The sequence below is a fragment of the Flavobacterium branchiophilum NBRC 15030 = ATCC 35035 genome (genome assembly GCF_002217205.1).
In the GTDB taxonomy this organism is placed as follows: Bacteria; Bacteroidota; Bacteroidia; order Flavobacteriales; family Flavobacteriaceae; genus Flavobacterium; species Flavobacterium branchiophilum.
Map to the genome: position 1 here is coordinate 14772 of NZ_MUGT01000035.1, position 24168 is coordinate 38939.

Consider the following 24168-nt stretch of genomic DNA (forward strand, 5'->3'; position numbering starts at 1 on the left):
AATTGTATTGATGGCCACCAACCCTCACAACTGATAACATTAATATACCTCGAGTTACTTCTCTAAACTTCAAAAGGTTTTTTTGAAGTGCTAGTTATAAAAACTATAGTTTTTTATAAAAAATCGGAACGGTTTACGGGTAAAAATCCTTAAAAACTTATTCATAATTTGTTTTAAGTTTCAAGTTTCAGGCTACGATTTGAAACCTGAAACTTGAAAACAAAAAACTATTCTTCTAATCTAATATCTAAACCGAGACCTTTTAATTCGTGCATCAATACGTTGAAGGATTCAGGCAAACCAGGTTCTGGCATGGTTTCTCCTTTCACTATCGCTTCATAAGTTTTGGCTCTACCAATAACGTCATCAGATTTTACAGTTAAGATTTCTCTTAAAGTACTCGAAGCACCGTAAGCCTCAAGTGCCCAAACCTCCATCTCTCCAAAACGCTGACCACCAAACTGTGCTTTACCACCCAATGGTTGCTGTGTGATTAAAGAATATGGCCCAATAGATCTGGCGTGCATTTTATCATCAACCATGTGTCCGAGTTTCAACATATAAATCACTCCAACTGTAGCACGTTGATTAAATCGTTCACCAGTACCACCGTCATACAAATAAGTATGCCCAAAACGTGGTATTCCAGCTTCGTCTGTCAAAGCATTAATTTGATCCAATGAAGCTCCATCAAAAATTGGTGTAGCAAATTTTCTTCCCAAATTCATACCAGCCCAACCCAAAACGGTTTCATAAATTTGACCAATGTTCATACGAGAAGGTACCCCAAGTGGATTCAAAACAATATCAACAGGAGTTCCGTCTTCTAAGAAAGGCATATCTTCATGTCGAACAATTCTAGCTACAATACCTTTGTTTCCGTGACGTCCAGCCATTTTATCCCCCACTTTCAACTTACGTTTTTTAGCAATATAAACTTTGGCCAATTTCAAAATTCCAGCTGGTAATTCATCTCCAACAGTAATTGTAAATTTTTCTCTTCTTAAAGCACCTTGTAAGTCGTTTAATTTTATTTTATAGTTATGAATCAAATCATTAACCATTTTGTTTGTAGCCTCATCTGCAACCCATTGTCCTTTACTTAAATGAGCAAAATCTTCCACTGCATACAGCATTTTTTGAGTATATTTTTTTCCTTTTGGCAATACTTCTTCACCCAAATCATTCATTACCCCTTGCGAAGTTCTTCCATTGACTATGTTGAAAAGTTTTTCAATTAATTTGTCTTTCAATTCCACAAATTTAGTTTCAAACTCCATTTCTAAAGCACCCAAAGCATCTTTGTCTTGAGACCGTTTGCGTTTGTCTTTTACAGCTTTTGCAAATAATTTTTTATCCAAAACTACACCGTGCAACGATGGTGAGGCTTTTAACGAAGCATCTTTTACGTCTCCTGCTTTATCACCAAAAATGGCACGAAGCAATTTCTCTTCTGGCGTAGGGTCTGACTCTCCTTTTGGAGTAATTTTTCCGATTAGAATGTCGCCAGGTTTTACTTCAGCTCCAATTCTAATCATTCCATTTTCGTCCAAATCTTTAGTAGCTTCTTCAGAAACGTTTGGAATATCATTAGTTAATTCTTCATTACCTAATTTAGTATCTCTAACCTCTAATGAATAATCATCCACATGTATAGAAGTAAAAATATCATCACGAACTACCTTTTCAGAAATTACAATCGCATCCTCAAAGTTGTACCCTTTCCAAGGCATAAAGGCTACTTTAAGGTTTCTACCTAAAGCTAACTCGCCATTTTGAGTAGCATATCCTTCAGATAGTACTTGCCCAGGAATAACCCTATCGCCTTTTCTAACAATAGGTTTCAAGTTAATACTTGTACCTTGATTTGTTTTTCTAAATTTAATTAAGTTATACGTTTTCTCGTCTGCATCAAAGCTAACCATTCGCTCTTCGTCCGTACGATCGTATTTTATAGTAATAATATTGGCATCAACATACTCTACTGTTCCATGACCTTCTGCATTAATTAAAACTCTAGAATCTGAAGCCACTTGACGCTCTAATCCAGTACCCACAATTGGCGCTTCTGGTCGCAACAAAGGAACAGCTTGACGCATCATGTTAGATCCCATCAAGGCACGGTTCGCATCATCATGTTCCAAGAAAGGAATTAAAGATGCAGAAATCGACGCAATTTGATTTGGAGCTACATCCGTATAATGTACCGCAGATGGCTCAATAACAGGAAAATCTCCCTCTTGACGTGCAATAACATTATCGGCTGTAATGGTTCCGTTATCGTCCATAGCAATATTTGCTTGAGCAATAAGCATTCCTTCCTCCTCTTCAGCACTCAAATACACAGGTGTGGCCTCTAAATCTACTACACCATGAGTTACTTTTCTATATGGTGTTTCAATGAAACCCATACCGTTTACTTTTGCATAAACACCCAAAGAAGAAATCAAACCAATATTTGGCCCTTCAGGAGTTTCTATAGGACATAAACGACCATAATGGGTATAATGAACGTCACGAACCTCAAAACCAGCTCTTTCTCTAGAAAGTCCACCAGGCCCAAGAGCAGATAACCTTCTTTTGTGCGTAATTTCGGCTAACGGATTCGTTTGATCCATAAATTGAGACAACTGGTTAGTTCCAAAGAAAGAGTTAATTACAGATGATAATGTTTTAGCATTAATCAAGTCGATAGGTGTAAATACCTCGTTATCTCTAACGTTCATTCTTTCTCTAATCGTTCTAGCCATTCTAGCTAAACCTACCCCAAACTGTTGAGACAATTGTTCACCAACCGTTCTCACACGTCGGTTTGATAAGTGATCTATATCATCAATCTCTGCTTTAGAGTTGATCAATTCAATCAAATATTTTACAATAGTAATGATATCCTCCTTTGTAAGCACTTGCTTTTCCATAGGAGTATCAAGACCTAATTTTTTGTTTATTCTATAACGACCAACTTCACCTAAATTGTACCGTTGTTCCGAAAAGAATAATTTATCTATAATGCCACGAGCCGTTTCTTCATCAGGTGGTTCTGCATTACGCAACTGACGGTAAATGTGCTCTACAGCCTCTTTTTCTGAATTTGTAGGATCTTTTTGTAACGTATTATGAATGATAGAATAATCTACTAAATTATTATCTTCTTTATGTAACAAAATAGATTTAACATTAGAATCGATGATTTCCTCTACATTATCTTTATCGATAATGGTATCTCTATCCAAAATAATTTCATTACGCTCGATAGAAACAACTTCACCAGTATCTTCATCAACAAAATCTTCGTGCCAAGTGTTCAAAACACGAGCCGCTAATTTTCTTCCAATGTATTTCTTTAAACTTGTTTTAGAAACTTTGATTTCTTCAGCAAGGTCAAAAATTTCGAGAATATCTTTATCTCTTTCAAAACCAATCGCTCTAAAAAGCGTAGTAACAGGTAATTTTTTCTTTCTATCAATATAAGCATACATTACACTATTGATATCGGTAGAAAATTCTATCCAAGAACCTTTAAAAGGAATCACTCTGGCAGAATATAGTTTGGTTCCATTAGCATGGAAAGATTGTCCAAAGAACACCCCTGGCGATCTATGTAATTGAGAAACCACCACACGTTCAGCACCATTAATAACAAAAGTACCGCTAGGTGTCATATAAGGAATAGTTCCCAGATATACATCTTGAACAATAGTTTCAAAATCCTCATGTTCAGGATCCGTACAATATAATTTCAATCTAGCTTTCAAAGGCACACTATAAGTAAGCCCTCTTTCAATACATTCTTGAATGGTATAACGAGGTGGATCTACAAAATAATCAAGGAATTCCAATACAAAGTTATTTCTAGTATCTGTTATTGGAAAATTTTCCATGAAGGTATTATAAAGGCCTTCGTTGCCTCTTTCGTCTGATTTAGTTTCTAATTGAAAAAAATCTTTAAACGACTTAACCTGAACATCAAGAAAATCTGGATAGTCAGGAATATTTTTGGTAGAGGCAAAATTCAATCTTTCAGTCTGATTTGTTATCATCAATGGACAAAATTTTGATTAAAAAAAAGTAAAAATAAAACGTATAAATTTATTATACGAAAAATGGTTTAGGCCATTGAGTGTCTATACCCAAGGCCTAAACCTAGTTCTTCAATTAAAGAAAAGCTTATTTAAGCTCTACAGAAGCTCCAGCTTCTTCTAAAGCTTTCTTAAGCCCTTCAGCTTCTTCTTTAGAAACACCTTCTTTTACGTTGCTTGGTGCGCTATCTACAACATCTTTAGCTTCTTTCAATCCTAAACCAGTAAGTTCTTTTACCAATTTAACAACAGCTAATTTAGAAGCACCAGCTTCTTTTAATACTACAGTAAATTCAGTTTGAGCTTCTTCAGCAACTGCATCTCCACCAGCAGCTACCACTACTGCTGCTGCAGCAGGCTCAATTCCGTAATCGTCTTTTAATATTGTTGCTAATTCGTTAACTTCTTTTACAGTAAGATTAACTAATTGTTCTGCGAATTGTTTCAAATCTGCCATTTTTTCTATCGTTTTAAAATGATTTGTAAAATATAATTTATTATTGTGCGCAAAATTTATTGCACTTAATTCCAACTAAATACAGTTGAATTAAGCAACCTCTTCGTCTTTGAATTGGTTTTGAAGAGCCGAAATAACTCTTTGTGCTGGCGATTGAAGCAATCCGATGATTTCTCCAATAACCTCTTCTTTAGATTTAAGCGAAGCTAATGTGTCTAACAAATTGTCTCCAATATAAACCTCAGAATTGATATAAGCCCCTTTTAAAATAGGCTTTTCAGATTTTTTACGAAAATCTTTAATAATTTTTGCAGGTGCATTAGCTACCTCTGCAAGAAAAATTGAAGTATTACCAGATAATGTTTCAGGTAATTGTCCGTAATCATTTTCAGAAGCCTCCATTGCTTTTGCAAGCAAAGTGTTTTTAACAACTTCAAGTTTAATACCTGCTTTATAACAAGCTCTTCTTAAATTAGAAGTAGTTTCTGCATTTAGTCCAGAAATATCTGCTAGATACACAATATTTGAACCGGCTAACTGTGCAGTTAAATTTTCAATCGCGATTGATTTTTCTTCTCTAGTCATACTAAAAGTTTTTAACTACAAATTATACTGCTTTTGGATCCAAAGCAATTGCTGGACTCATGGTGCTAGTTAAATGGATACTTTTGATATAAGTTCCTTTAGCGGCAGTTGGTTTAAGTTTGATTAATGTTTGAATAATTTCGTGAGCGTTATCTACAATTTTGTCTGCATCAAAAGAAATTCTTCCAATACCAGCATGTACGATACCCGTTTTATCAACTTTAAAGTCGATTTTACCCGCTTTCACTTCTTGAACAGCTTTACCAATTTCCATGGTTACTGTACCTGTTTTTGGGTTTGGCATCAAACCTCTTGGTCCTAAAATACGACCCAAAGGACCTAATTTACCCATTACAGCTGGCATAGTGATAATAACATCAACATCTGTCCAACCATCTTTTATTTTTTGTAAATAGTCATCTAAACCTACAAAATCCGCCCCAGCAGCTTTTGCTTCAGCTTCTTTATCTGGAGTTACAAGAGCTAAAACCCTTACATCTTTTCCAGTACCATGTGGTAATGCTACTACACCTCTAACCATTTGATTCGCTTTTCTTGGATCTACACCCAAACGTACTGCGATATCAACAGACTCATCAAATTTTGCTGAAGCAACCACTTTTATTAATGCTGCTGCATCTTTCAAAGTGTATAATTTGTTCTTTTCAATTTTTGAAGCAGCCTCTTTTTGCTTTTTTGTCAATTTTGCCATGTCTTTCTTTTAATTAAAAAGGAGCATCTCCTGATACAGTTATACCCATAGATCTAGCCGTTCCAGCAACCATACTCATTGCTTTTTCTATTGTAAAAGCGTTTAAGTCTGGCATTTTATCTTCAGCGATTGCTCTAATTTGTTCCCAAGTAACACTAGCTACTTTTCTTCTATTTGGTTCTCCAGAACCAGATTTAAGCTTTGCAGCTTCCATTAATTGAACGGCTGCAGGAGGAGTTTTTACAACAAAATCAAATGATTTGTCTTTATACACAGTAATTTGTACTGGGCATACTTTGCCAGGTTTATCTTGAGTTCTAGCATTAAATTGCTTACAAAACTCCATGATGTTTACCCCAGCAGCTCCTAAAGCAGGTCCAACCGGTGGCGACGGATTCGCAGCACCTCCCTTAACTTGTAGTTTAACTACTTTACTAATTTCTTTAGCCATTTTTTTAAAATTTAAAAACAATAATCAATGGAAGCGATTATTGAAGACATTATGTGTAACAAATATTATACTTTTTCTACTTGCGTAAAACTCAATTCCAATGGTGTTTTTCTTCCGAATATTTTTACCATTACTTCTAATTTACGCTTTTCATCATTGATGTGTTCCACGGTTCCATTAAAACCATTAAATGGTCCATCAATTACTTTTACTGTTTCACCAAATGTAAATGGAATGTGTTGAGACTCTGTACTAACAGACAGTTCGTCCACTTTGCCTAACATTCTATTTACTTCAGACAACCTTAAAGGTACAGGATCGCCGTTTTTAGTTTCACCTAAAAACCCAATAACACTTGTAATAGATTTGATGATATGAGGAATTTCGCCTGTTAAATTGGCTTCGATCATAATGTATCCAGGGAAATAAACTTTTTCTTTTGTGGTTTTTTTACCATCTTTTACAGATACTACTTTTTCAGAGGGTACCAATACTTGCGATACGTAATCTTGAATACCAAGACGAGTTACTTCGGTATCTATATAAGCTTTAACTTTATTTTCTTGTCCGCTAACAGCTCTAACTACATACCATTTTCTTACATTATTATCTGTCATCACAAAATTAAGCTTTTAACCAATTAAAGAACATACCTATTGTTTTTGCAAATACTTCATCAACTCCCCATGTAGCTAATGAGAAAGTAACTGAAAAAACAGCAACTATAATTGTTAGTCGTTGTACTTCTGACCAAGATGGCCAGGTAACGTTTGTTTTAAGTTCTTCAAACGCTTCAGATATATAATTTACAACTTTTGCCATAATACTTTTGATTTGCACGGGCGGAGGGATTCGAACCCCCATCAACGGTTTTGGAGACCGCTATTCTACCCTTGAACTACGCCCGTAGAATAAACCAGTAGTTTTTAAAGCTACTGGTTGTTTATTTATTTTAATTATAGGATTTCTGTTACTTGACCAGCACCTACAGTTCTACCACCTTCACGGATTGCAAAACGTAAACCAACATTTAATGCAATTTCGCTTAATAATTTAACTTCGATAGTTAAGTTATCTCCTGGCATTACCATCTCTACACCTGCAGGTAAAGTAATGATACCTGTTACGTCTGTTGTACGTACATAGAATTGTGGACGGTAGTTGTTGTGGAATGGTGTATGACGACCACCTTCTTCTTTTTTCAAGATATACACCTCCGCTTTGAAGTGATCGTGTGGTTTTACAGAACCTGGTTTACAGATTACCATACCTCTTTTGATGTCTTCTTTTTGAATACCTCTCAAAAGAATACCTACGTTATCTCCTGCTTCACCTCTATCAAGGATTTTACGGAACATTTCAACTCCTGTAATTGTAGAAGTCAATTTTTCTGCTCCCATACCAATAATTTCTACTGGATCTCCAGTATTAGCTACACCAGTTTCGATACGACCTGTTGCTACAGTTCCACGACCAGTAATAGAGAATACGTCTTCAACAGGCATCAAGAAAGGTTTTGCAACATCTCTTTCTGGCTCTTCAATCCAAGCATCAACAGCTTCCATCAATTCAATAATTTTTGGTACCCAAGCTGGATCATTATTCAATCCTCCTAATGCAGATCCTTGAACAACTGGTCCATTATCTCCATCATATTCGTAGAAAGACAATAAGTCTCTGATTTCCATTTCAACAAGTTCTAACAACTCTGCATCATCAACCATATCCACTTTGTTCATGAAAACAACGATTCTTGGAATACCTACCTGACGACCCAACAAGATGTGCTCACGTGTTTGTGGCATTGGTCCGTCTGTTGCAGCTACCACCAAAATAGCACCATCCATTTGAGCAGCACCAGTTACCATGTTTTTTACGTAATCCGCGTGACCTGGACAGTCCACGTGTGCGTAGTGACGGTTTGCTGTTTCGTACTCAACGTGTGAAGTGTTGATCGTAATACCTCTTTCTTTTTCTTCTGGAGCGTTATCAATTTGATCGAACGATTTTGCTTGACAATAACCTGCATCAGACAATACTTTTGTAATTGCTGCTGTTAATGTAGTTTTTCCGTGATCTACGTGCCCAATTGTTCCTATGTTTAAGTGGGGCTTGCTACGGTTAAAATTTTCCTTTGCCATTTTACTTAATTTTTAATCTTAGTTATTTATTAGTGTTCAAATTTTCTTTCTTGAGCCAATGACGGGAATTGAACCCGTGACCTCTTCCTTACCAAGGAAGCACTCTACCCCTGAGCTACACCGGCGGTACAGTTTTTTTGTTTCTTATTTTAATTTCTTGTTTATAAACAACTTAAAAATTGAAACTTTTAACCTTTTTTGTGGGGAGAGCAGGATTCGAACCTGCGAAGTTTTCACAGCAGATTTACAGTCTGCCCTCGTTGGCCGCTTGAGTATCTCCCCTAACCTTTCAATAAATTTATGAGCCGATGGAGGGACTCGAACCCACGACCTGCTGATTACAAATCAGCTGCTCTAGCCAACTGAGCTACACCGGCATTTACATACAAAAAAGTCCGCTATTTCTAACGGACTGCAAATGTATAGCTTTTTGTCTTTTAAACAAAACTTTTTTTGACTTTTTTTTGATTAAAAAAACTATTTAACTTTTTCTTTCCTTTTGATTAATAATCGTTCCAATGATTCTGTCGCTAAATCTACGGCTTCTTCAAAGGTTTTACATTGTTTTTTTACCAAAAACTCATCACCTGGTACCAAAACCTTAATATCAACTACTTTATTCTCTTTTTCGCTCGTTTTTTCTACTTTCAAAAAAACATCAGATGTAGTAACTTTATCATAATACTTCTCTAATTTATTCATTTTTTCCTGAATAAAACTTACTAGTTTACTATCAACCGTAAAATTAACCGCATGAACATTTACTTTCATAATTAAATTATTTATTGTTAAACTTTTTTTATTGAATTATTTCAAACTTCGTGGATGGGCTTTTGCATATACTTTTTTTAGAGTTGCTACACTATTATGTGTATAAACTTGTGTTGAAGCCAAACTTGAATGTCCTAATAATTCTTTGACCGAATTGAGTGTTGCCCCATTGTTGAGTAAATGTGTTGCAAATGTATGCCGTATCATGTGCGGACTCTTTTTTACCTTCGCAGAGACAAGACTAAAGTAATCATTTATTAATCGATATACAAATGTTTCATTCAATTTATTTCCATTTTTTAATAAAAAAAAATAGTCTTTATCCTTAATTACCTCTAAATTAGACCTTTCCGCTAAATATTTTTCTATTTCTTTTTTAATTATTGGCAATATTGGTATGAGCCTTTCTTTATTTCTTTTTCCTTTTACTTTTAATATTTCTTGATGCAAATTAACATTTTGTAATTCTAAACTTATTAATTCCGACCTTCTCATTCCAGTTGTGTACAACAAATCTATAATTAATTGATTTCTAACTCCTTCAAAATCAATAGTGTAAATGTTTTCACTTAATACTTTTGTCATTTCCTGTTCTGAAAAAGGTATTTGTATTTTTTTTGGTGTTTTTAAAGCCCTGTGTTTTATAAATGGGTCTTCTAAAATCTGCCCAATTTTCATTAAAAATCTATAAAACGCCTTCAAAGAGCTCATTTTTCGGTTTACAGACCTACTTGAAAGCCCTTTATCGACCAAAGTTACAATCCAAGTTCGGATTTGATTGTAATTGATTTGCTCTAATGTTGCCTCTTCAAATGTCGTCAATACAAAGTTTTGAAATGTTTTGATATCATCTATATAGGCTTTTACCGTATGTAGTGAATATTTTTTTTCCAATAACAAGTATTTTTCAAAGGCTTCTAGGTTTTGACGCATCATGGGATAATTTAAAATATTAGGATGAATGTGTTTTACAATACAATTTTGTTGCAATATCGTACTTTATTTTAAATTAGTAAACCATTTTAAGAAATAATTAATATGTACTCGTGCTACTCTTATACTCAAAACTTTCAATTGAATTACTATGAACTAAGGCAGCTATTATAAAAATAGGTTTTAATAAAAATTATTAACACTCTATTTTTCAACAAAACATTTCATTTTTAAATAAGATATAAAGTACATTTTATATTTAATTTGTATTTTATATCGTCATTTCATTGTCGTTTAGTTCACCGTGATATAATAATTATTGCACTTCGCTTTGGCAAAGTTTAAAACTTTCAAAAAGATGATTGATACGAATTAATGTTAAACTCAACGACATTGATTGTTATTTATAATTTATACCTACTTAATATATTATAGGTATAAAGTTTAAAAAAAATATCATCCTGTTTATTCAAAAATGTTTATATTTGTTCGTAAACTCAAAAAAAGAGAAGTATGAATTTAAAACAATTTTTTTGTATCATTTTTTTGACGCCAATTATGTTATTGGCTCAAAAAAAAACAATAAGTTTGGACGAAGCTGTAATGCAGCAAAACAGAGCCTTTAGAGCCGAAAAATTAGCTGGATTTCAATGGGTGCCAGGCAGCAACAAGTATGTGTATTTTACAGACAATTACAGTAAAATGCACTGGGCAATAGCTGGAAACAAAACGGCTACAGAATGGACAAATGTTACTACAATTAATGCGGCATTGGGTACAAGTTTGAAAATGCTCAACAACCTGCAATGGGTAGATGCTCAAACGGTTTTAATAGCCGATAACAATCAATATTACGAATATTCGCTACAAAATCAAACGGGTAAAAAACGATTAGAATTGAGCGAAAAAGCCGAAAATGCTACATGGAATATTGGTAAAAGTATGTTGGCTTTTACGGAAAACAACAATGTATATGTCATGAATCAGGCAAATGAAAAAATTAGCATTACATCCGAAAATAATCCTGCAATTGTATCTGGACAAAGCATAGCCCGTAATGAATTTGGGATTTCGGGGGGTATTTTTTGGTCTCCAAAATCGCAGTATTTGGCATTTTATCAAAAAGATGAATCTCAAGTAGCCGATTATCCTTTGTTGGATATTAATGAAACGCCAGGTCAATTAAAGTCTATCAAATATCCAATGGCAGGACAAGCCTCTGAAAAACCTAAAGTAGGTATATATCATTTTGCTACTCAAAAAACCGTATTTATAGCACCTCGAGGCAAAGCCGACGATTATTTGACCAATGTGTCATGGAGTCCAGACGATAAATGGATTTTGATAGCCGAACTGAATCGAGAACAAAACAATATGAACTTGAATTTGTATGAAGCTGCAACAGGCCGTTTTGTAAGAACTATTGTTCAAGAAACCCGAAACACATGGGTAGAACCCGAACATGAGGCTTATTTTATCAATCAAGATGCGGAACATTTTGTATGGATGAGCGAGCAAGATGGTTATCAGAATTTGTATTATTACAGTATCAATGGGCAATTGATCAAGCAACTTACACAGAATGCTTTTGTTGCCAAGTCTATCGTTGGAAACAATGCAAAAGGCGATATGATTTATTTTTATGCTACGGGGCCAAACCCTACCAATATGCTTTTGTATAGTGTTGATTTGAAAGGCCATCAAAAGTTAATTACGAAAGATGAAGGCCAGCATCAAGTAGCAATAGCAGATGATGGGCATTGGATATTTGATGAGTATTCAAACCACAATACCCCTTCAAAATCTGTGTTATATGACAGTAAGAACCAAGCAACTACGCTGTTAGTAAGTCCCAATAAATATGCCGATTATGTTATGGGTTCGGCCGAAATAAAAACCATCAAGGCGGCCGATGGCACCACCGATTTGTACACCCGATTGATCAAGCCAAGTTTTTTTGATCCTGAAAAAAAATATCCTGTTTTGGTATATGTTTATGGAGGGCCACATGCTCAAATGATTACCAACTCTTATTTAGATGGTGCCAGTTTGTGGATGTATTGGATGGCAGAGCAAGGATATTTGGTTTTTACTATTGACAATAGAGGGTCTGACAACAGAGGATTGGCATTTGAAAGTGTGATCCATCGCCAGTTGGGCAACAACGAAATTGCCGATCAAATGCAAGGAGTTACATATTTAAAATCGTTGCCTTATGTAGATGCTCGTCGATTGGCGGTTCATGGTTGGAGTTTTGGGGGTTTTATGACTACCTCGCTCATGCTTAAAAAATCGGGGGTGTTTAATGTGGGAGTTGCGGGTGGCCCAGTTACCGACTGGAAATGGTACGAAGCCATGTATGGCGAGCGGTATATGGACACACCAACTGAAAACCCAACAGGATATGACCAATCGAACACTTTGAATGCCGTAAACAATTTGAAAGGCAAACTGTTGCTGATTCATGGCACGAGTGATGATGTTGTAGTGATGCAACATAATTTTGGATTGCTAAAAAAATGTATTGAAGCCCAAAAACAAGTTGATTTTTTTGCTTACCCCATGCACAAACACAATGTTATGGGCAAAGATAGGGTGCATTTGATGACTAAAGTGTTGCAATATGTAATAGATCATAATAAATAAACCTCCATTCGTTTGACCAATTGAAAACGAGGTGTAATAGCCCAGATTGAAGTGGAAAGCAAAACGGCAGCAAAGGGATTTTTTTGTTGCCACAAAAGAGCGACCAGCGGAAGCTCCTTTTGTGGTTTACAAAAAACCCTTTGCTGCTGTTTTGCTTGAAACGTAAAGCTGGAAATGGCTCCAAAAGAAAAAAATGGATAGCCATTAAATTCTTTTTATTACAATTGTCTTGAAAAGTTTGTCATAGCTATTTTGATTATTTTTGTCGAATAAAATCCATAAATTTGGAAAAATGAGCACAATACAAATATCTTTAATAAACTCTCGAAAAGCGCCTTCATAGAACTTGTTAAAATTAGATTTTCCATCAAAGTTTACTACTTTTATTCCCATAATACGATGCCCTAAATTTCCAGAAAAAATGGGGTAAACAACAGCAGCATATACTAATACAATGACACAACCCGTTAAAACGTCGAAAATATCGAAATCTTTATCTAAATAATCCCAAAAAGTTGTATTTTCAATAAAATAAACGTAGGAAAAATAAAGTGATTGAATGAATAAATAGTCTATAGCAAATGCTAAAAACCTTCTTGATTTTGAAGCCATTAGCTCCTCGTTTATGATAATTGTATTTTCCATAATTGTGATATATAATTTATGCAATTTGAGAAATATTATACGCTAGATTCAATTAGTAAAAGCAACTTTTAGGTTTTTATAAAATAAAAAATTTTATACAATATAAAAACTAATCCATAAATTGAAATACAATTAGTAAGTTATTATAATAAATTGTTACATACAAATAATATGAAAAAAATTTAAACAAAATGCAGAAGTAACTATTTAATACACAAACAATTAAACAAACTTGAACTACCCAATTAATCGCCGCCGCCACAACCACCACAACTGCTGCCACAGGACGAACCGCAACTACTGCCGCACGATGAGCCACAACTGCTACCACATGATGAGCTATTTTGGTTTTGAGCGATGTTCTGATTGTACTTGACAATTGAACCAAATGCTACGGGCATTGCTACTAATCCTGAAATAAAATACATATAACCCCAGTTGTTTTTTAAATTTTGACTGGATAAAATATCTTGTCTATAATATTCTGGTAGTACTTTTTTTGTAAAAAATAAAGTTAATCTTTTTAAATATAAATAAATTACGACTATGAGTACAATATTATAAATTAATATCCATAAAATGGGTTTGTCTAAATTAATACCCATACACAATCGTATGAAACCAAACAGGAATAATAGCATTAAAACTATAAAATTGACTTTGAATGTTTGATGAAATTTTTTGGATTTTAGTATATATTTATTCAGTGCGTCGATTGTTGTAGCCGTGTTTATAAATATGTTTAAGGAGGTAAGTTTTTTAAGAAAAAGCGGGTAATAGGCTGATTTTAAATCTTTTAATTCTTGTCGAACTTGCCGCTGTGTTTTATTTTTTACTTTAATACTATCGTTATTTTCAAAAACTAGTTTGTCTTTGATTACAATCATTTGCTCATGAATCATTTCGCCAACCGTGGATTGAATGACCTCTTGGATGTTTTGGTATTTTAAATAAATCAATTCGGCTGGGCTTAAATTAAATATAAAGCTAGATGTATCAATATTTTGTAACAGTGCTTTACCTTTTTTTTCGTTGTAGATTTCCAAAAACCATAAACAAAAAAAACTCAATAGTACTAAAACAAGAAGGAAATAAGGGTTGTTGCACTGGGTATAAAGTGGTTTTAGAAGTACATAAGCAGCGTAAATTAAGACTGTAAACACCACAAAACCAATGATTATAAGTGATCGAAGATGGGTAGCTGCTTTGTTGAGTGCTAAACTGTCGAACATGCTTCCGTAATGCCAAATGGCTTTGGGTTGTATGCCAAAATTTTGTTCGTAGACAATTTGTGTGTGTTCTTTAGCTACTTTGAATTTTTCAAATTCTAAATCGTTATGGGTTGAAGGTAAATGCTGTATGTTTTTTCCTAAAATAGAACACAAAGCTGTGTATGAATTGGTAAAAATTAAATGTTGGTGCCAAACCAAATCTACAATGGGCGATGGTGAAACCATTTCGTTTGACGTAGCGGCCAAATACATGAATTTTTTATATTCTAAAATAGCCTGTTCGGTAAAATGAGCAGTCCAATGGTTTTCCGCAGCTAATCGAATAGAAAAATCATATTTTCCAGGTGGGTTATCCATTTTGAAACGTAAAATATTGGTCCAAAGTGATTGATCTGAAACGGCCATTAGCATATCAATATTGAATTAATTTTTATTTTTTACTGTTTTTTTGTTTCATTTTTTTGAGCCACTTGATACAAAAATTGAAATGTATTGTTGGCACAATTTTGCCAAGTATAATCTAATGTTTTGGCAAATGATTTTTGACTCAATTGTATTCTAAGATTTTGATTTTCAAATATTTGTACCATCGCTTCTTTGATTTCTGATACTTGTCTTGGATTAAAATACAAGCCAGCATCGCCCAATACTTCTGGCATTGGCCCAGCATTAGACGAAATAATGGGCAAACCAGCACTCATGGCTTCTATCAAAATAATGGGCATGTTTTCGCAACTGGAACCAAATACAAAAGCATTGGCCTGATGGTAATGTTGAATAAGTTGCTGATGGGGCAATCCTGGAATGTAAGTTACACATTCTGAAGCATTTGAAAAATTATTCAATACGTTTTGTACTTTTTCAAAACTATCCAGTGTGCTACCAATTAGTGTTACTTTGATGGGGTATCCCTCTTGGTGCAACTCGCAAACAGCTTGTGCAATATTCCAATGATGTTTGTAGATCGTTACATAAGAAACGTATAAAAATTCAAACAAATGATGCGAATTGAAATCGGAAGCAGGTCTTTGAATACGTGGAGCCAATTGAAATTGAGCACTTACACCATGAGGTATTTTTATGGTTTTATTTGATTGAATTTTAATTTTTTGAGAGATAAAATTTTGAGCATATTGAGTTAAGAAAATCATACCACTTGCCCGTTTGAAGCTAAAAGATTGGGTAAAAAACAAAATAAACAAACGCACTCGCATGGCAAAATTATAATGTTTAGATTCCTGATATTCAAACGGTAACATGTTTTGAGACATGGTTACGAAAGGCGAAAAAGTACTAACAAAAGTGCCACCTGGAGCAAAAATAACGCTACATTTATTTTGTGCAGCAATGGTTTTTAAATAAAATATTTGAAAGAAAAAACACCAAATTGATGATTTATTCAAGTGTGGATGCGATTGTTTTTCCAACCAATCAACAGTTGGAAGTTGTTGTAAAGTTTGATTATTGGACCAAACAATTACCTTCGTAAACCCTTGATTGATAGGATTTCCGTTTTCAAGAATGGCTTTCAAATGTGTTAAACCACCACCAGCCCTAATGTTTGAAGCGTCTATACCTAAAATCATGATGTTATTGAATTAAAATAGATAAAGAGTTTTTGGCAATGGTTTCTGGGTCGATGCGTTGACCTAATTTATGTGAAATTTTTGACATTTCTAATAAAGTATCATCAGAAGCCGCTATTATTTTTTGCATTTTATGTTGCAAATCCAAAGCATTTCCAGCCTCAAACACATATCCATTGTAACCCGATACAACAAAAGTAGGAGCTGCACCACAAGCGTCTGAACAAATTATAGGCAATCCTGCAGCAGTAAACTCATGAAGCACTAATGCCCAAGGTTCCATTTTGGAGGGCAACACAAAGCAACCCGAATTGGCAACCAAATCTTGAAACTCGTGGGTTTGAACAAAGTCTAATACCTTGACATTTGGAATCATATTCAACTGGTTTTGTAAGGGGCCATTACCAACTAAGCACAAAGTCCAATCCTTTTTATGGGTTATATTTTGCCATGCTTGTAGCAAGGTATCCAAGCCTTTTTCCGAAGCAAATCGGCCAGCATAAAAAAACTGGTGCGGGTATTTTTTGGTTTTATCGTTTATGGTATTTTTAAAAATGGGATTAAAAATAGACAAATCGCCAGACAAAAAATTGAATATAATTTGATTGTTTTGATAACCTAATTTTTTTGCATATTCATATTGATAAGCACCCGCTACCCATAAATGAGAGAAAGCTTTTTTATAAAAAAATTTAAAATAAATGCGTCCCAAATTTTGTCTCAAAGAGTTATAGTATTGAGTATCAGACACTGCTACCACAGGAATGTTTAATTTTCTGATTTTTATGCAAGTTCTAACATACATTTTATCCATCCAACCTGAAGTAACAACAATATGGGGCTTTAAATTTTGTGCCAAATCAAATAAAGATTTTTCAGTAAAATTTGATTTATTATAATAAGTAACACCTTGCATTTCAGGTGCTTTATAAGGAGTTTTTTTTTGTTTATCCCATTGAACAACATGAACTTCGGCGTTGTTGTTTTGAACATACTCTCTAAAAACCGAAACATTATAACTCATAACTTCGGCGTAAAGGTATAAAATTTTGATTTTAGCGTGTTCCATTTTCAATTAAATTAGAATAATTTTGAGCCATAATGTCTTCTGTATAATGGTTTTGTACATGCGTTAAAGCATTTTGAATCATTGTTTTTCTTAATGAACCCTTTTGAATTAACCAAGTAACTTTATCAAACAAATCAGAAGTGGAACTGTCAAAAAGCAAACCATTAACTTCATGGGTAATAATGGTTGAGGGGCCACCAGCTAATGCGTTTGCAACTACAGGCACACCATAACTCATTGATTCTATGATAGTTCTACCAAAACCTTCTTCGGTAGCTGCCGATATAACTATATCTGAATTACTATAAATAACATCAAAATTGGTTTCATGCCCCTTAAAAAACACATATTCCTGCAATTGATTTTGAGCTATAAAATGTTGTAACGTTTGTAAATAGGCTTCGTCTATAGGAGTAAAAGTAGTGCCAAAAATATGCAACTTGACTTTAAATTGTGCTTTTATGAGCAAAATCATCAACTCTAAACATTGCATTTGATTTTTGCGGTTACAAATTCCACCAATCGTTGTCAGATTGATTTCGGCTTTGTCGAAAGTATTAAATTGGTGATTAGGAATTTGGATGCCATTTTGAATCAAAAAAACCCTTTCTTTTTGTTGGTTGTATTGTTTCATGAGATTGGCTTGCTTGTCTGATATACCTACAAATTTTGAAACTTTTGAAAACAAGAAAAATCGTAAAAAACGAGCAGACCAATTGGTATAAAACCAACCTCTTGAAATATACATAATATAGTCTGTATTTTGTAAAAATAACGCCAACATCAAAGCTGGTCTATCAGAACAAAGATACAAAGTGTTATAAGGTAAGGTTTTAAATGTTTTTTTGGTAAACCTACACAATCGAAGGTACTTTAAGGGTTTTGCCAATGAAATATGAGGGTCTTCGTTAAAATAAAGCACCTGAATTGAAGGATCAAATTTTGATAAATACTCACAATTTTGGGGTACTAACACCGTAACAACATGATTTTGATGTGCCAATCCATTCATCAAAGCAATAGTAGATTTGATACCGCCACCAATATCTTTTTGGGTTATCATGGGGCAGAAAACGGGAGTTTTAATACTTTTTTCCACAATCGATTATTTATTATTTAAAGCATACATTCGTTTAATTACTTGATGTGGGGCTAAATATTCATCAAAATAAGCTTTGGCATTGGCCTGAATTTTTTTTCGTAAATGCTCATCGTTGATGATTTTCAAAATGGTGTTTTTCATGTCATTTTCGTCATGAACATATAAAATATGTACATGATCAATCAAAGGAGCAGGCAACACATTGACATGTGGCGTTGAGAGGATGACTTCGCCTAGAGCTAAAAACTCACCTAATTTCCAACCATGACATTTTAGTACAGCTGGTGTATTAAATGTAAGGGTAGTTTGTTTGATTTTTTGCATATACACCTCAAGTGGCACTCTTTTTTTTATTTCCAAATGTTTAAATCCCGTGTCAAAATTATCGTTTCGAGGTGCTAAACCGCCTTCAAATTCAATTTCGGGTAAAGATTTGCAAACTTCTACAAACTTTGCTCTATTGGCATTGGTTTCATAATCAAATTTCCAAGTAGAACCAGTAAAATAAATATATTTTGGTTTTACTTCAAAATCATTAGTGTAATCTTCTAGTTTGAATCGGGTTGTTTGAGCCTTATAATTAGCTAAAAACTTTCTTTTTTTAGTAATTTTGGGGTAAAATTTAACAAAATTCATTACAGCATAAAATATAGTTTGGGGTATATTCCATATTTTTATACCAAAACTTGGGCCAATAGGAAGAATTTTGTGTGTGTTTACTTTAGGTAATGCTTCAACATTGTAATTCACTTTTCCATATACATCACACCATTGGAGTTCTTGATCCAAAATATCATTTTGATCTCTTGAATCAATAATAAACTTTGTCTCTTTTCCATGATCTAAAATGATGGCAGCAAAAACTTCTTGATTAAAATCAGGAAATTTATCTACATTGAAAATAATTTTAATATTACCAAAATAATCGGTCAATCCTTTGATGTAATAAGCATCGTAGAACACATCGCATAATCCATATACATAAATCGTAGGTTTCATTATGATATTAATTTAAATTTAAAAAATTGGAGCTTTTTAGTTTAAGGCTAATTCTTTTAATCTCTTGTTTTTCAATGATAAAAATAAAGCAAAAGTATAAAAGAATGTTTGATTTCGAGCAATATCAACACTAAATTGTGCTAGACCAAGAAAATATAGTGTGGCCAAAATGGCAAATAGTTCTAGTTTTCCTGGGCTTTGCGGGGATATAATAAGCTTAAATACTTCTATAAAAATAAAACCAACTATACAAATCAAAACTAAAACCGCCACATACCCTTCTTCAAGCATGATTTCCAGAAATATGTTATGTGGATAATCTGCCCCGCCAACTACACTTACATAGTTTCCAAAACCAATATTAGTAGGGTTTTCTGCAATATAGGCTTTTGCTGCGGCATAAATTTCTTCACGTCCCGTACCTTCTTCGCTATCTCCATCAGCGTTTTCAACCAATCTGGATTCTACATTATTGGCATTCAAATAATTCAAATAATAAGTAACGGAAGCCAATACCAACACTATTCCTATAAAGGTATTGAAATTGGATTTTTGCTGTTTGAAAAAATTAAAATACAACAAAATCAATATCGGAATAATGATTGCAGCCAAAGATTGTCGGGTTTGACAAATAATCATTACAATAACAAAAAAGGACATTAAGAAAAATAAATATATTTTTTTTACAGAAAAATCTAACAAATGACATAAAAAAGCCAACATCCCAATTCCTGCAATTCGTGTTGCTGTAATAATATCATATTCATGCCCTCGAATACCATCATCTAATACAGAATAGGTTCGCCATGTTTGTATTGGTGATAAACTGACGCCACCATCATCTGCGGCCAAAGTAAATTGTGGTACAAAAAGATAAAAAGAAATAATTAAAAATTCTTCAAAATTAAAATGGTTGATGTGGTCGTCATAACAATGTAAGGAAGCAAATAAAATAGCGGCCCAAGTTATACATAATTGTATTTTAAACACCTGATAATCACCTAATTCGGTTTTGGTCATGGCAAATAATATCAGTCCGAAAAAGGCATACAACATCAAATTATAAGGAAAAATAGCTAATTTTAATTTCTTGGCTGGTTCCCACCCCGTCATCAATCTGATTAAAAAAACAGCTAACAACATGGCAAAAATTAATCCGATATTTGGTAACCCTGTAACTTTATTCAACAATATAAAAAAAGAATATCCAAAAAAAGTCAGAGCCAATACGATTTCATTATATTGTTTGTTGTAAAACTTATAATACATATATACCATAACCAATCCTAAATATGGGATGGCAATTTTGTTAATATCCGTGAATAAAAGGACTATTGAGAGTAAGATTAAAAATATTTTTTTCTTCATTCTGATTTTTTCAATTGTAAATAATTTTTATAAATAACAAAATATTGCCTAATAGATGGTGTTGTATAATGATTTCCAGCACCTTGTGGGGTTTTGTTATTGAAATAATAGTCAAAATTTTTCAGTACTTTCAACAATCCTAAGGCCGATTTATTTTCGATTTCGCACAATGTATTGGTTACTGTATCTTTTAGACTTGACTTGAATATTATAGGTACTTTTTCTTGATAAATAATGGCCCCTGTATCTATTTTGGAATCGATTTGATGAATCGTAAAACCAGAATTTTTGGAACGATTATAAATTTGCCAAATCACACTTTGAGCATTTTGATAATCGGGCAGTATTTCATGATGGATATTGATCATGCCAAATCGAGGTATCGAAAAAACCCTTTTGCTAATAAATCCATTACCTAAGCTAATGCCTAAATCAGCTCCAGAATTGCGAAACAATTGCATGGTTTGTTCAGAATTGGTTACCTCTACTTCAAAAAACGGGATGTTTTTAGCTTTACAAAACACATCTAATGGTATGATTTTATGGTATTTTTGAGTATTTGAGCTATACCATTTTCGCATACGTAATCCATTAATGCTACCCAAAATACCTATTTTGAAAATCTTTTTTAATTTATTTTTAAAAAAAGATTGTTTTTTTTGTAAAATCCCTTTACTAACAACAACCATAGCCACATCAATTTCTTGATGTTCTAGCAAATACGGAAGATGATGTGCTGCCACACCTGTAGTACTACTTGTTAATATAATGATTTTCATTTTTTTATACTTTTCAAATTAAAAATATATTTAGCTCTGCCTGTACCTGTTACATTAACTTTGAACAGAATATGGAAAATAAGGATCCAATAAACCCGCTTTTTTACTATTGTTTATTAAAAAATAATAAATATGCTCCCATTTCCAATGTGCAATCAATTGATCTCGCCTGATAGCCAAATTATTTTTTTCTATTGGTGTTTGCCCATTGATGTGACACCCTCTTTCGGCAGTAGCACAAGATTGAAACCCTGCCTCAAAAACAGCTTGTCGGCCTATTTCCGAAAAATGAAAGAACCGCCCATAAGGATAAGCAAAATGTTTGACATTACCACATTTATTTTTTAAAATTTCAAATGTTTTGTGCATGTCTTCTTGAATTTGAGCTGCAGCTGTTTGAGCAATATTTATATGATTTAGGGTGTGCGATCCAATTTCGTGCCCTTGATTTTGTAATATTGCTACTTCTTTCCAAGTTAGCATTTCGGCTGGTGGAAAATCTATTCGAGTATGACAATAGTGTTTGAGGATATCAAAATTAGACTCTTCAATCAAATCGGTATTAATAAAAAAACAACAGGACGCATCGTATTCATTCAAAATTTCGGCAGCTTTCAAATTGTTTTTCAACCCATCGTCTGAACTAAAAGCTATATAAGGCTTGTCGATATTGTTTGTTAAAATTCTATTTACGGCTTCGGAATAAGAAATAAAAGTATGGTTTTTGGATAATTTTTTCAAAATATTATCAAATTTTTTTTCTTCATCATTAAAAATATGATGAAAATACAACATTTGTACCCTTGGCTTATTCAAATTATGTTCGTATCCTTTGAGGTTTTCTAAAAGATATAAAGAATCCAACGCAATATCTCGAGCAATATCTCTAAAATTTTTAGGTTTTCTTGTCAGAACATCAGTGTAATTTTGGGCAAATTTCATCATTGTTGTAGCTTTTGAAGTTGTTAAAATCCTTTTGTAACCCTCTGAATTATGATTTGAAAATATTGATAAACAATCGTCCTATTGCCAAAATCAAATGTTTGATTTTTATTTTTTTAAGATATTGGGGGTTCCATAAATAGGAGGAATTGTATATTATGATATTTCGAACCTGACTTGAAATTTCATCTTGAATAATAGTATGGAATTTAAAATTGGAGTAAACATCAAAATTTTCTAACAATTGAATATTAGATTCTTTAAATCCAATCAGCTTTTCGGTACTTAAATTTCGTGAAATTCCACCATCGTGTATTCTGTAAACCGACATGTTTTCGTTGATGAATTTGAATTTTCCTTTAAGCATCAATAAAAGCGCTAATGCCCGATCTCCTGATTGGGTTTCGTAAAAAAATTTGGGAAATTTTTCAAAATAATTGCGGTAAACTATAGCATCTGTTGGACAAAGATTACCACCTGTTTTGATAATTTCTATAGGTGTAACCTTGTCGTTTAAAACATTTTTGTTAGATATAAAATCTTCGGTTTTTTTGGAATTTTGATAATAAGATGTTCCTTGATGAAAACACAAAGCATAATCTGGATTTTGATCTAAAAAATCGACTTGTTTTTGTAATTTTAATGGATCAGTCCAGTAATCATCGCCTTCGCAAATGGCTACATATTGTCCTTTTGCGGCTTCTATAGAAAATATAAAATTGGGTATGGCACCTATATTATTTTGATGTTGGTGGTATTGTATTTTATGTCCTTGAGGGTGTGTTGCAATAATTTCATTAATTATTGCATCGGTATTATCTGGAGAACAATCATTGGAAATAATGAGTTCAAAGTCAAAATTACATTTTTGCATCAAAACACTATTTATAGCTTGGGCTATAAAAGCTTCTTGACCGTAGGTTATCATGCTGACGCTTAATTTCATTTGGGCTATTTATTTATCAGAATAAAATAAAATATTAATTCTAAAATTAGTTATTTCTGTATCTGGTATTTGTATTTTATACGAAATATTCAAATCATTTGCTATTGTTATTAACTCTTGTTCTGTCCACCATCTTCCCATTCCGTTATTTGAAATATCGCCTTGTCTTTGTTTTTCTTCATAAAATTGTACCCTTTCTGGCGTGTTATAAAAATGATATTTACGTTCGTCCGAAGGGATGTTGGTAACATAAAACACAAAATCACTATTTTGTTTTTGAATGCAATCGATCATGGCATGTAATTCAAAGGGCTCAAAATAGGCCAACGAATCATTTAATAAAAATTTGTTAGGTTTGTTTTTGAAATCAAACAAATTGAAAAAATTTTCTTTAGCATTACCCGTTTTATAAACAATATTGTCTGCCGATTTAAATTCTTGGGCAGTTGCAATTAAATGTTCTGTAAAATCAAATGCATATATATTTTTACATTTTTCTGATAATTTTTTGGTTATTAAGCCATTGCCACAACAAATTTCCATCAATACATCCTCTTTTTCAAGTTGCAAAGATACGATAATATCGTTAATTATTTTATCAAATGCATGAGCCGAAATGGGCATTTTTTGAAATGTTTTACCTACTTGATAAAACAAATCATCCTCATTTTTTATGTCTTTTTTTCTATAATCTTTCCAAAAATCTTCCCAGTATGACATTGTAA

The 24168-nt window shown here is 33.3% G+C and carries 22 protein-coding genes and 4 tRNA genes; 1 reads left to right on the top strand and 25 read right to left on the bottom strand.

Features of this window, described 5'->3' with window-relative positions; genetic code table 11:
- Positions 1-227: 227 nt before the first annotated feature.
- From rpoB to B0A58_RS04695, 14 genes are all read right to left on the bottom strand, one after another.
- Complete coding sequence (gene rpoB, locus B0A58_RS04630; RefSeq protein WP_089080065.1) at positions 228-4040, bottom strand: DNA-directed RNA polymerase subunit beta; 3813 nt, start codon at positions 4038-4040, stop codon at positions 228-230.
- A 127-nt stretch (positions 4041-4167) separates the two neighbouring features.
- Entirely contained in the window at positions 4168-4536 is a 369-nt protein-coding gene (gene rplL / locus B0A58_RS04635; RefSeq protein ID WP_014083373.1) for a 50S ribosomal protein L7/L12, read from the bottom strand.
- A gap of 90 nt (positions 4537-4626) precedes the next feature.
- Positions 4627-5121, bottom strand: coding sequence for a 50S ribosomal protein L10 (rplJ, locus tag B0A58_RS04640; RefSeq protein ID WP_014083372.1), 495 nt, complete (start codon positions 5119-5121; stop codon positions 4627-4629).
- A gap of 22 nt (positions 5122-5143) precedes the next feature.
- Positions 5144-5833 (bottom strand): 50S ribosomal protein L1, encoded by a 690-nt coding sequence (gene rplA / locus B0A58_RS04645; RefSeq protein ID WP_014083371.1) that lies wholly within the window; start codon positions 5831-5833, stop codon positions 5144-5146.
- Positions 5834-5846: 13 nt separating this feature from the next.
- Positions 5847-6284, bottom strand: coding sequence for a 50S ribosomal protein L11 (gene rplK, locus B0A58_RS04650; RefSeq protein WP_014083370.1), 438 nt, complete (start codon positions 6282-6284; stop codon positions 5847-5849).
- 65 nt (positions 6285-6349) lie between these two features.
- Positions 6350-6901, bottom strand: coding sequence for a transcription termination/antitermination protein NusG (gene nusG, locus B0A58_RS04655; RefSeq protein WP_014083369.1), 552 nt, complete (start codon positions 6899-6901; stop codon positions 6350-6352).
- Positions 6902-6908: 7 nt separating this feature from the next.
- Positions 6909-7106: a preprotein translocase subunit SecE gene (secE, locus tag B0A58_RS04660; RefSeq protein ID WP_014083368.1), complete on the bottom strand. Its 198-nt coding sequence runs from the start codon at positions 7104-7106 to the stop codon at positions 6909-6911.
- Positions 7107-7121: 15 nt separating this feature from the next.
- A tRNA-Trp gene (locus tag B0A58_RS04665) sits at positions 7122-7192 on the bottom strand.
- Between the two features lie 48 nt (positions 7193-7240).
- Entirely contained in the window at positions 7241-8425 is a 1185-nt protein-coding gene (tuf, locus tag B0A58_RS04670; protein ID WP_014083367.1) for an elongation factor Tu, read from the bottom strand.
- 53 nt (positions 8426-8478) lie between these two features.
- Positions 8479-8550 (bottom strand) — tRNA-Thr (locus B0A58_RS04675).
- A gap of 76 nt (positions 8551-8626) precedes the next feature.
- A tRNA-Tyr gene (locus B0A58_RS04680) sits at positions 8627-8707 on the bottom strand.
- A 21-nt stretch (positions 8708-8728) separates the two neighbouring features.
- Positions 8729-8802: transfer RNA gene (locus B0A58_RS04685), tRNA-Thr, on the bottom strand.
- 100 nt (positions 8803-8902) lie between these two features.
- Positions 8903-9196 (bottom strand): ribosome hibernation-promoting factor, HPF/YfiA family, encoded by a 294-nt coding sequence (hpf, locus tag B0A58_RS04690; protein WP_014083366.1) that lies wholly within the window; start codon positions 9194-9196, stop codon positions 8903-8905.
- A gap of 36 nt (positions 9197-9232) precedes the next feature.
- On the bottom strand, positions 9233-10129 hold the full coding sequence (locus tag B0A58_RS04695; RefSeq protein WP_089080130.1) for a tyrosine-type recombinase/integrase: 897 nt from the start codon (positions 10127-10129) through the stop codon (positions 9233-9235).
- 513 nt (positions 10130-10642) lie between these two features.
- Here B0A58_RS04695 and B0A58_RS04700 point away from each other — a divergent pair.
- On the top strand, positions 10643-12775 hold the full coding sequence (locus B0A58_RS04700) for a S9 family peptidase (RefSeq protein WP_089080066.1): 2133 nt from the start codon (positions 10643-10645) through the stop codon (positions 12773-12775).
- Between the two features lie 204 nt (positions 12776-12979).
- Here the strand turns inward: B0A58_RS04700 and B0A58_RS04705 are convergent, their stop codons facing one another.
- The 11 genes from B0A58_RS04705 to B0A58_RS04755 form a co-directional block, all read right to left on the bottom strand.
- Positions 12980-13420: an RDD family protein gene (locus B0A58_RS04705; protein ID WP_089080067.1), complete on the bottom strand. Its 441-nt coding sequence runs from the start codon at positions 13418-13420 to the stop codon at positions 12980-12982.
- A 245-nt stretch (positions 13421-13665) separates the two neighbouring features.
- Positions 13666-15009: a hypothetical protein gene (locus tag B0A58_RS04710; RefSeq protein ID WP_089080068.1), complete on the bottom strand. Its 1344-nt coding sequence runs from the start codon at positions 15007-15009 to the stop codon at positions 13666-13668.
- An 80-nt stretch (positions 15010-15089) separates the two neighbouring features.
- A complete protein-coding gene (locus B0A58_RS04715; RefSeq protein ID WP_089080069.1) occupies positions 15090-16238 on the bottom strand; it encodes a glycosyltransferase family 4 protein in 1149 nt (382 codons plus the stop codon).
- Between the two features lie 4 nt (positions 16239-16242).
- On the bottom strand, positions 16243-17307 hold the full coding sequence (locus B0A58_RS04720; RefSeq protein ID WP_089080070.1) for a glycosyltransferase: 1065 nt from the start codon (positions 17305-17307) through the stop codon (positions 16243-16245).
- Positions 17294-18406: a glycosyltransferase family 4 protein gene (locus B0A58_RS04725; protein ID WP_133063070.1), complete on the bottom strand. Its 1113-nt coding sequence runs from the start codon at positions 18404-18406 to the stop codon at positions 17294-17296. Before B0A58_RS04725 ends, B0A58_RS04720 begins: the two co-directional genes overlap by 14 nt.
- 6 nt (positions 18407-18412) lie before the next feature.
- Positions 18413-19408 (bottom strand): glycosyltransferase, encoded by a 996-nt coding sequence (locus B0A58_RS04730; RefSeq protein WP_089080072.1) that lies wholly within the window; start codon positions 19406-19408, stop codon positions 18413-18415.
- A gap of 36 nt (positions 19409-19444) precedes the next feature.
- Entirely contained in the window at positions 19445-20776 is a 1332-nt protein-coding gene (locus B0A58_RS04735) for an O-antigen ligase family protein (RefSeq protein WP_089080073.1), read from the bottom strand.
- A complete protein-coding gene (locus B0A58_RS04740) occupies positions 20773-21555 on the bottom strand; it encodes a formyltransferase family protein (RefSeq protein ID WP_089080074.1) in 783 nt (260 codons plus the stop codon). The genes B0A58_RS04735 and B0A58_RS04740 overlap by 4 nt, the downstream gene beginning before the upstream one ends.
- A gap of 54 nt (positions 21556-21609) precedes the next feature.
- Entirely contained in the window at positions 21610-22500 is an 891-nt protein-coding gene (locus tag B0A58_RS04745) for a polysaccharide deacetylase family protein (RefSeq protein WP_089080075.1), read from the bottom strand.
- A 46-nt stretch (positions 22501-22546) separates the two neighbouring features.
- Entirely contained in the window at positions 22547-23443 is an 897-nt protein-coding gene (locus B0A58_RS04750; RefSeq protein WP_089080076.1) for a glycosyltransferase family 2 protein, read from the bottom strand.
- A 9-nt stretch (positions 23444-23452) separates the two neighbouring features.
- Complete coding sequence (locus B0A58_RS04755) at positions 23453-24163, bottom strand: rRNA adenine N-6-methyltransferase family protein (RefSeq protein WP_089080077.1); 711 nt, start codon at positions 24161-24163, stop codon at positions 23453-23455.
- Between the last annotated feature and the right edge of the window lie 5 nt (positions 24164-24168).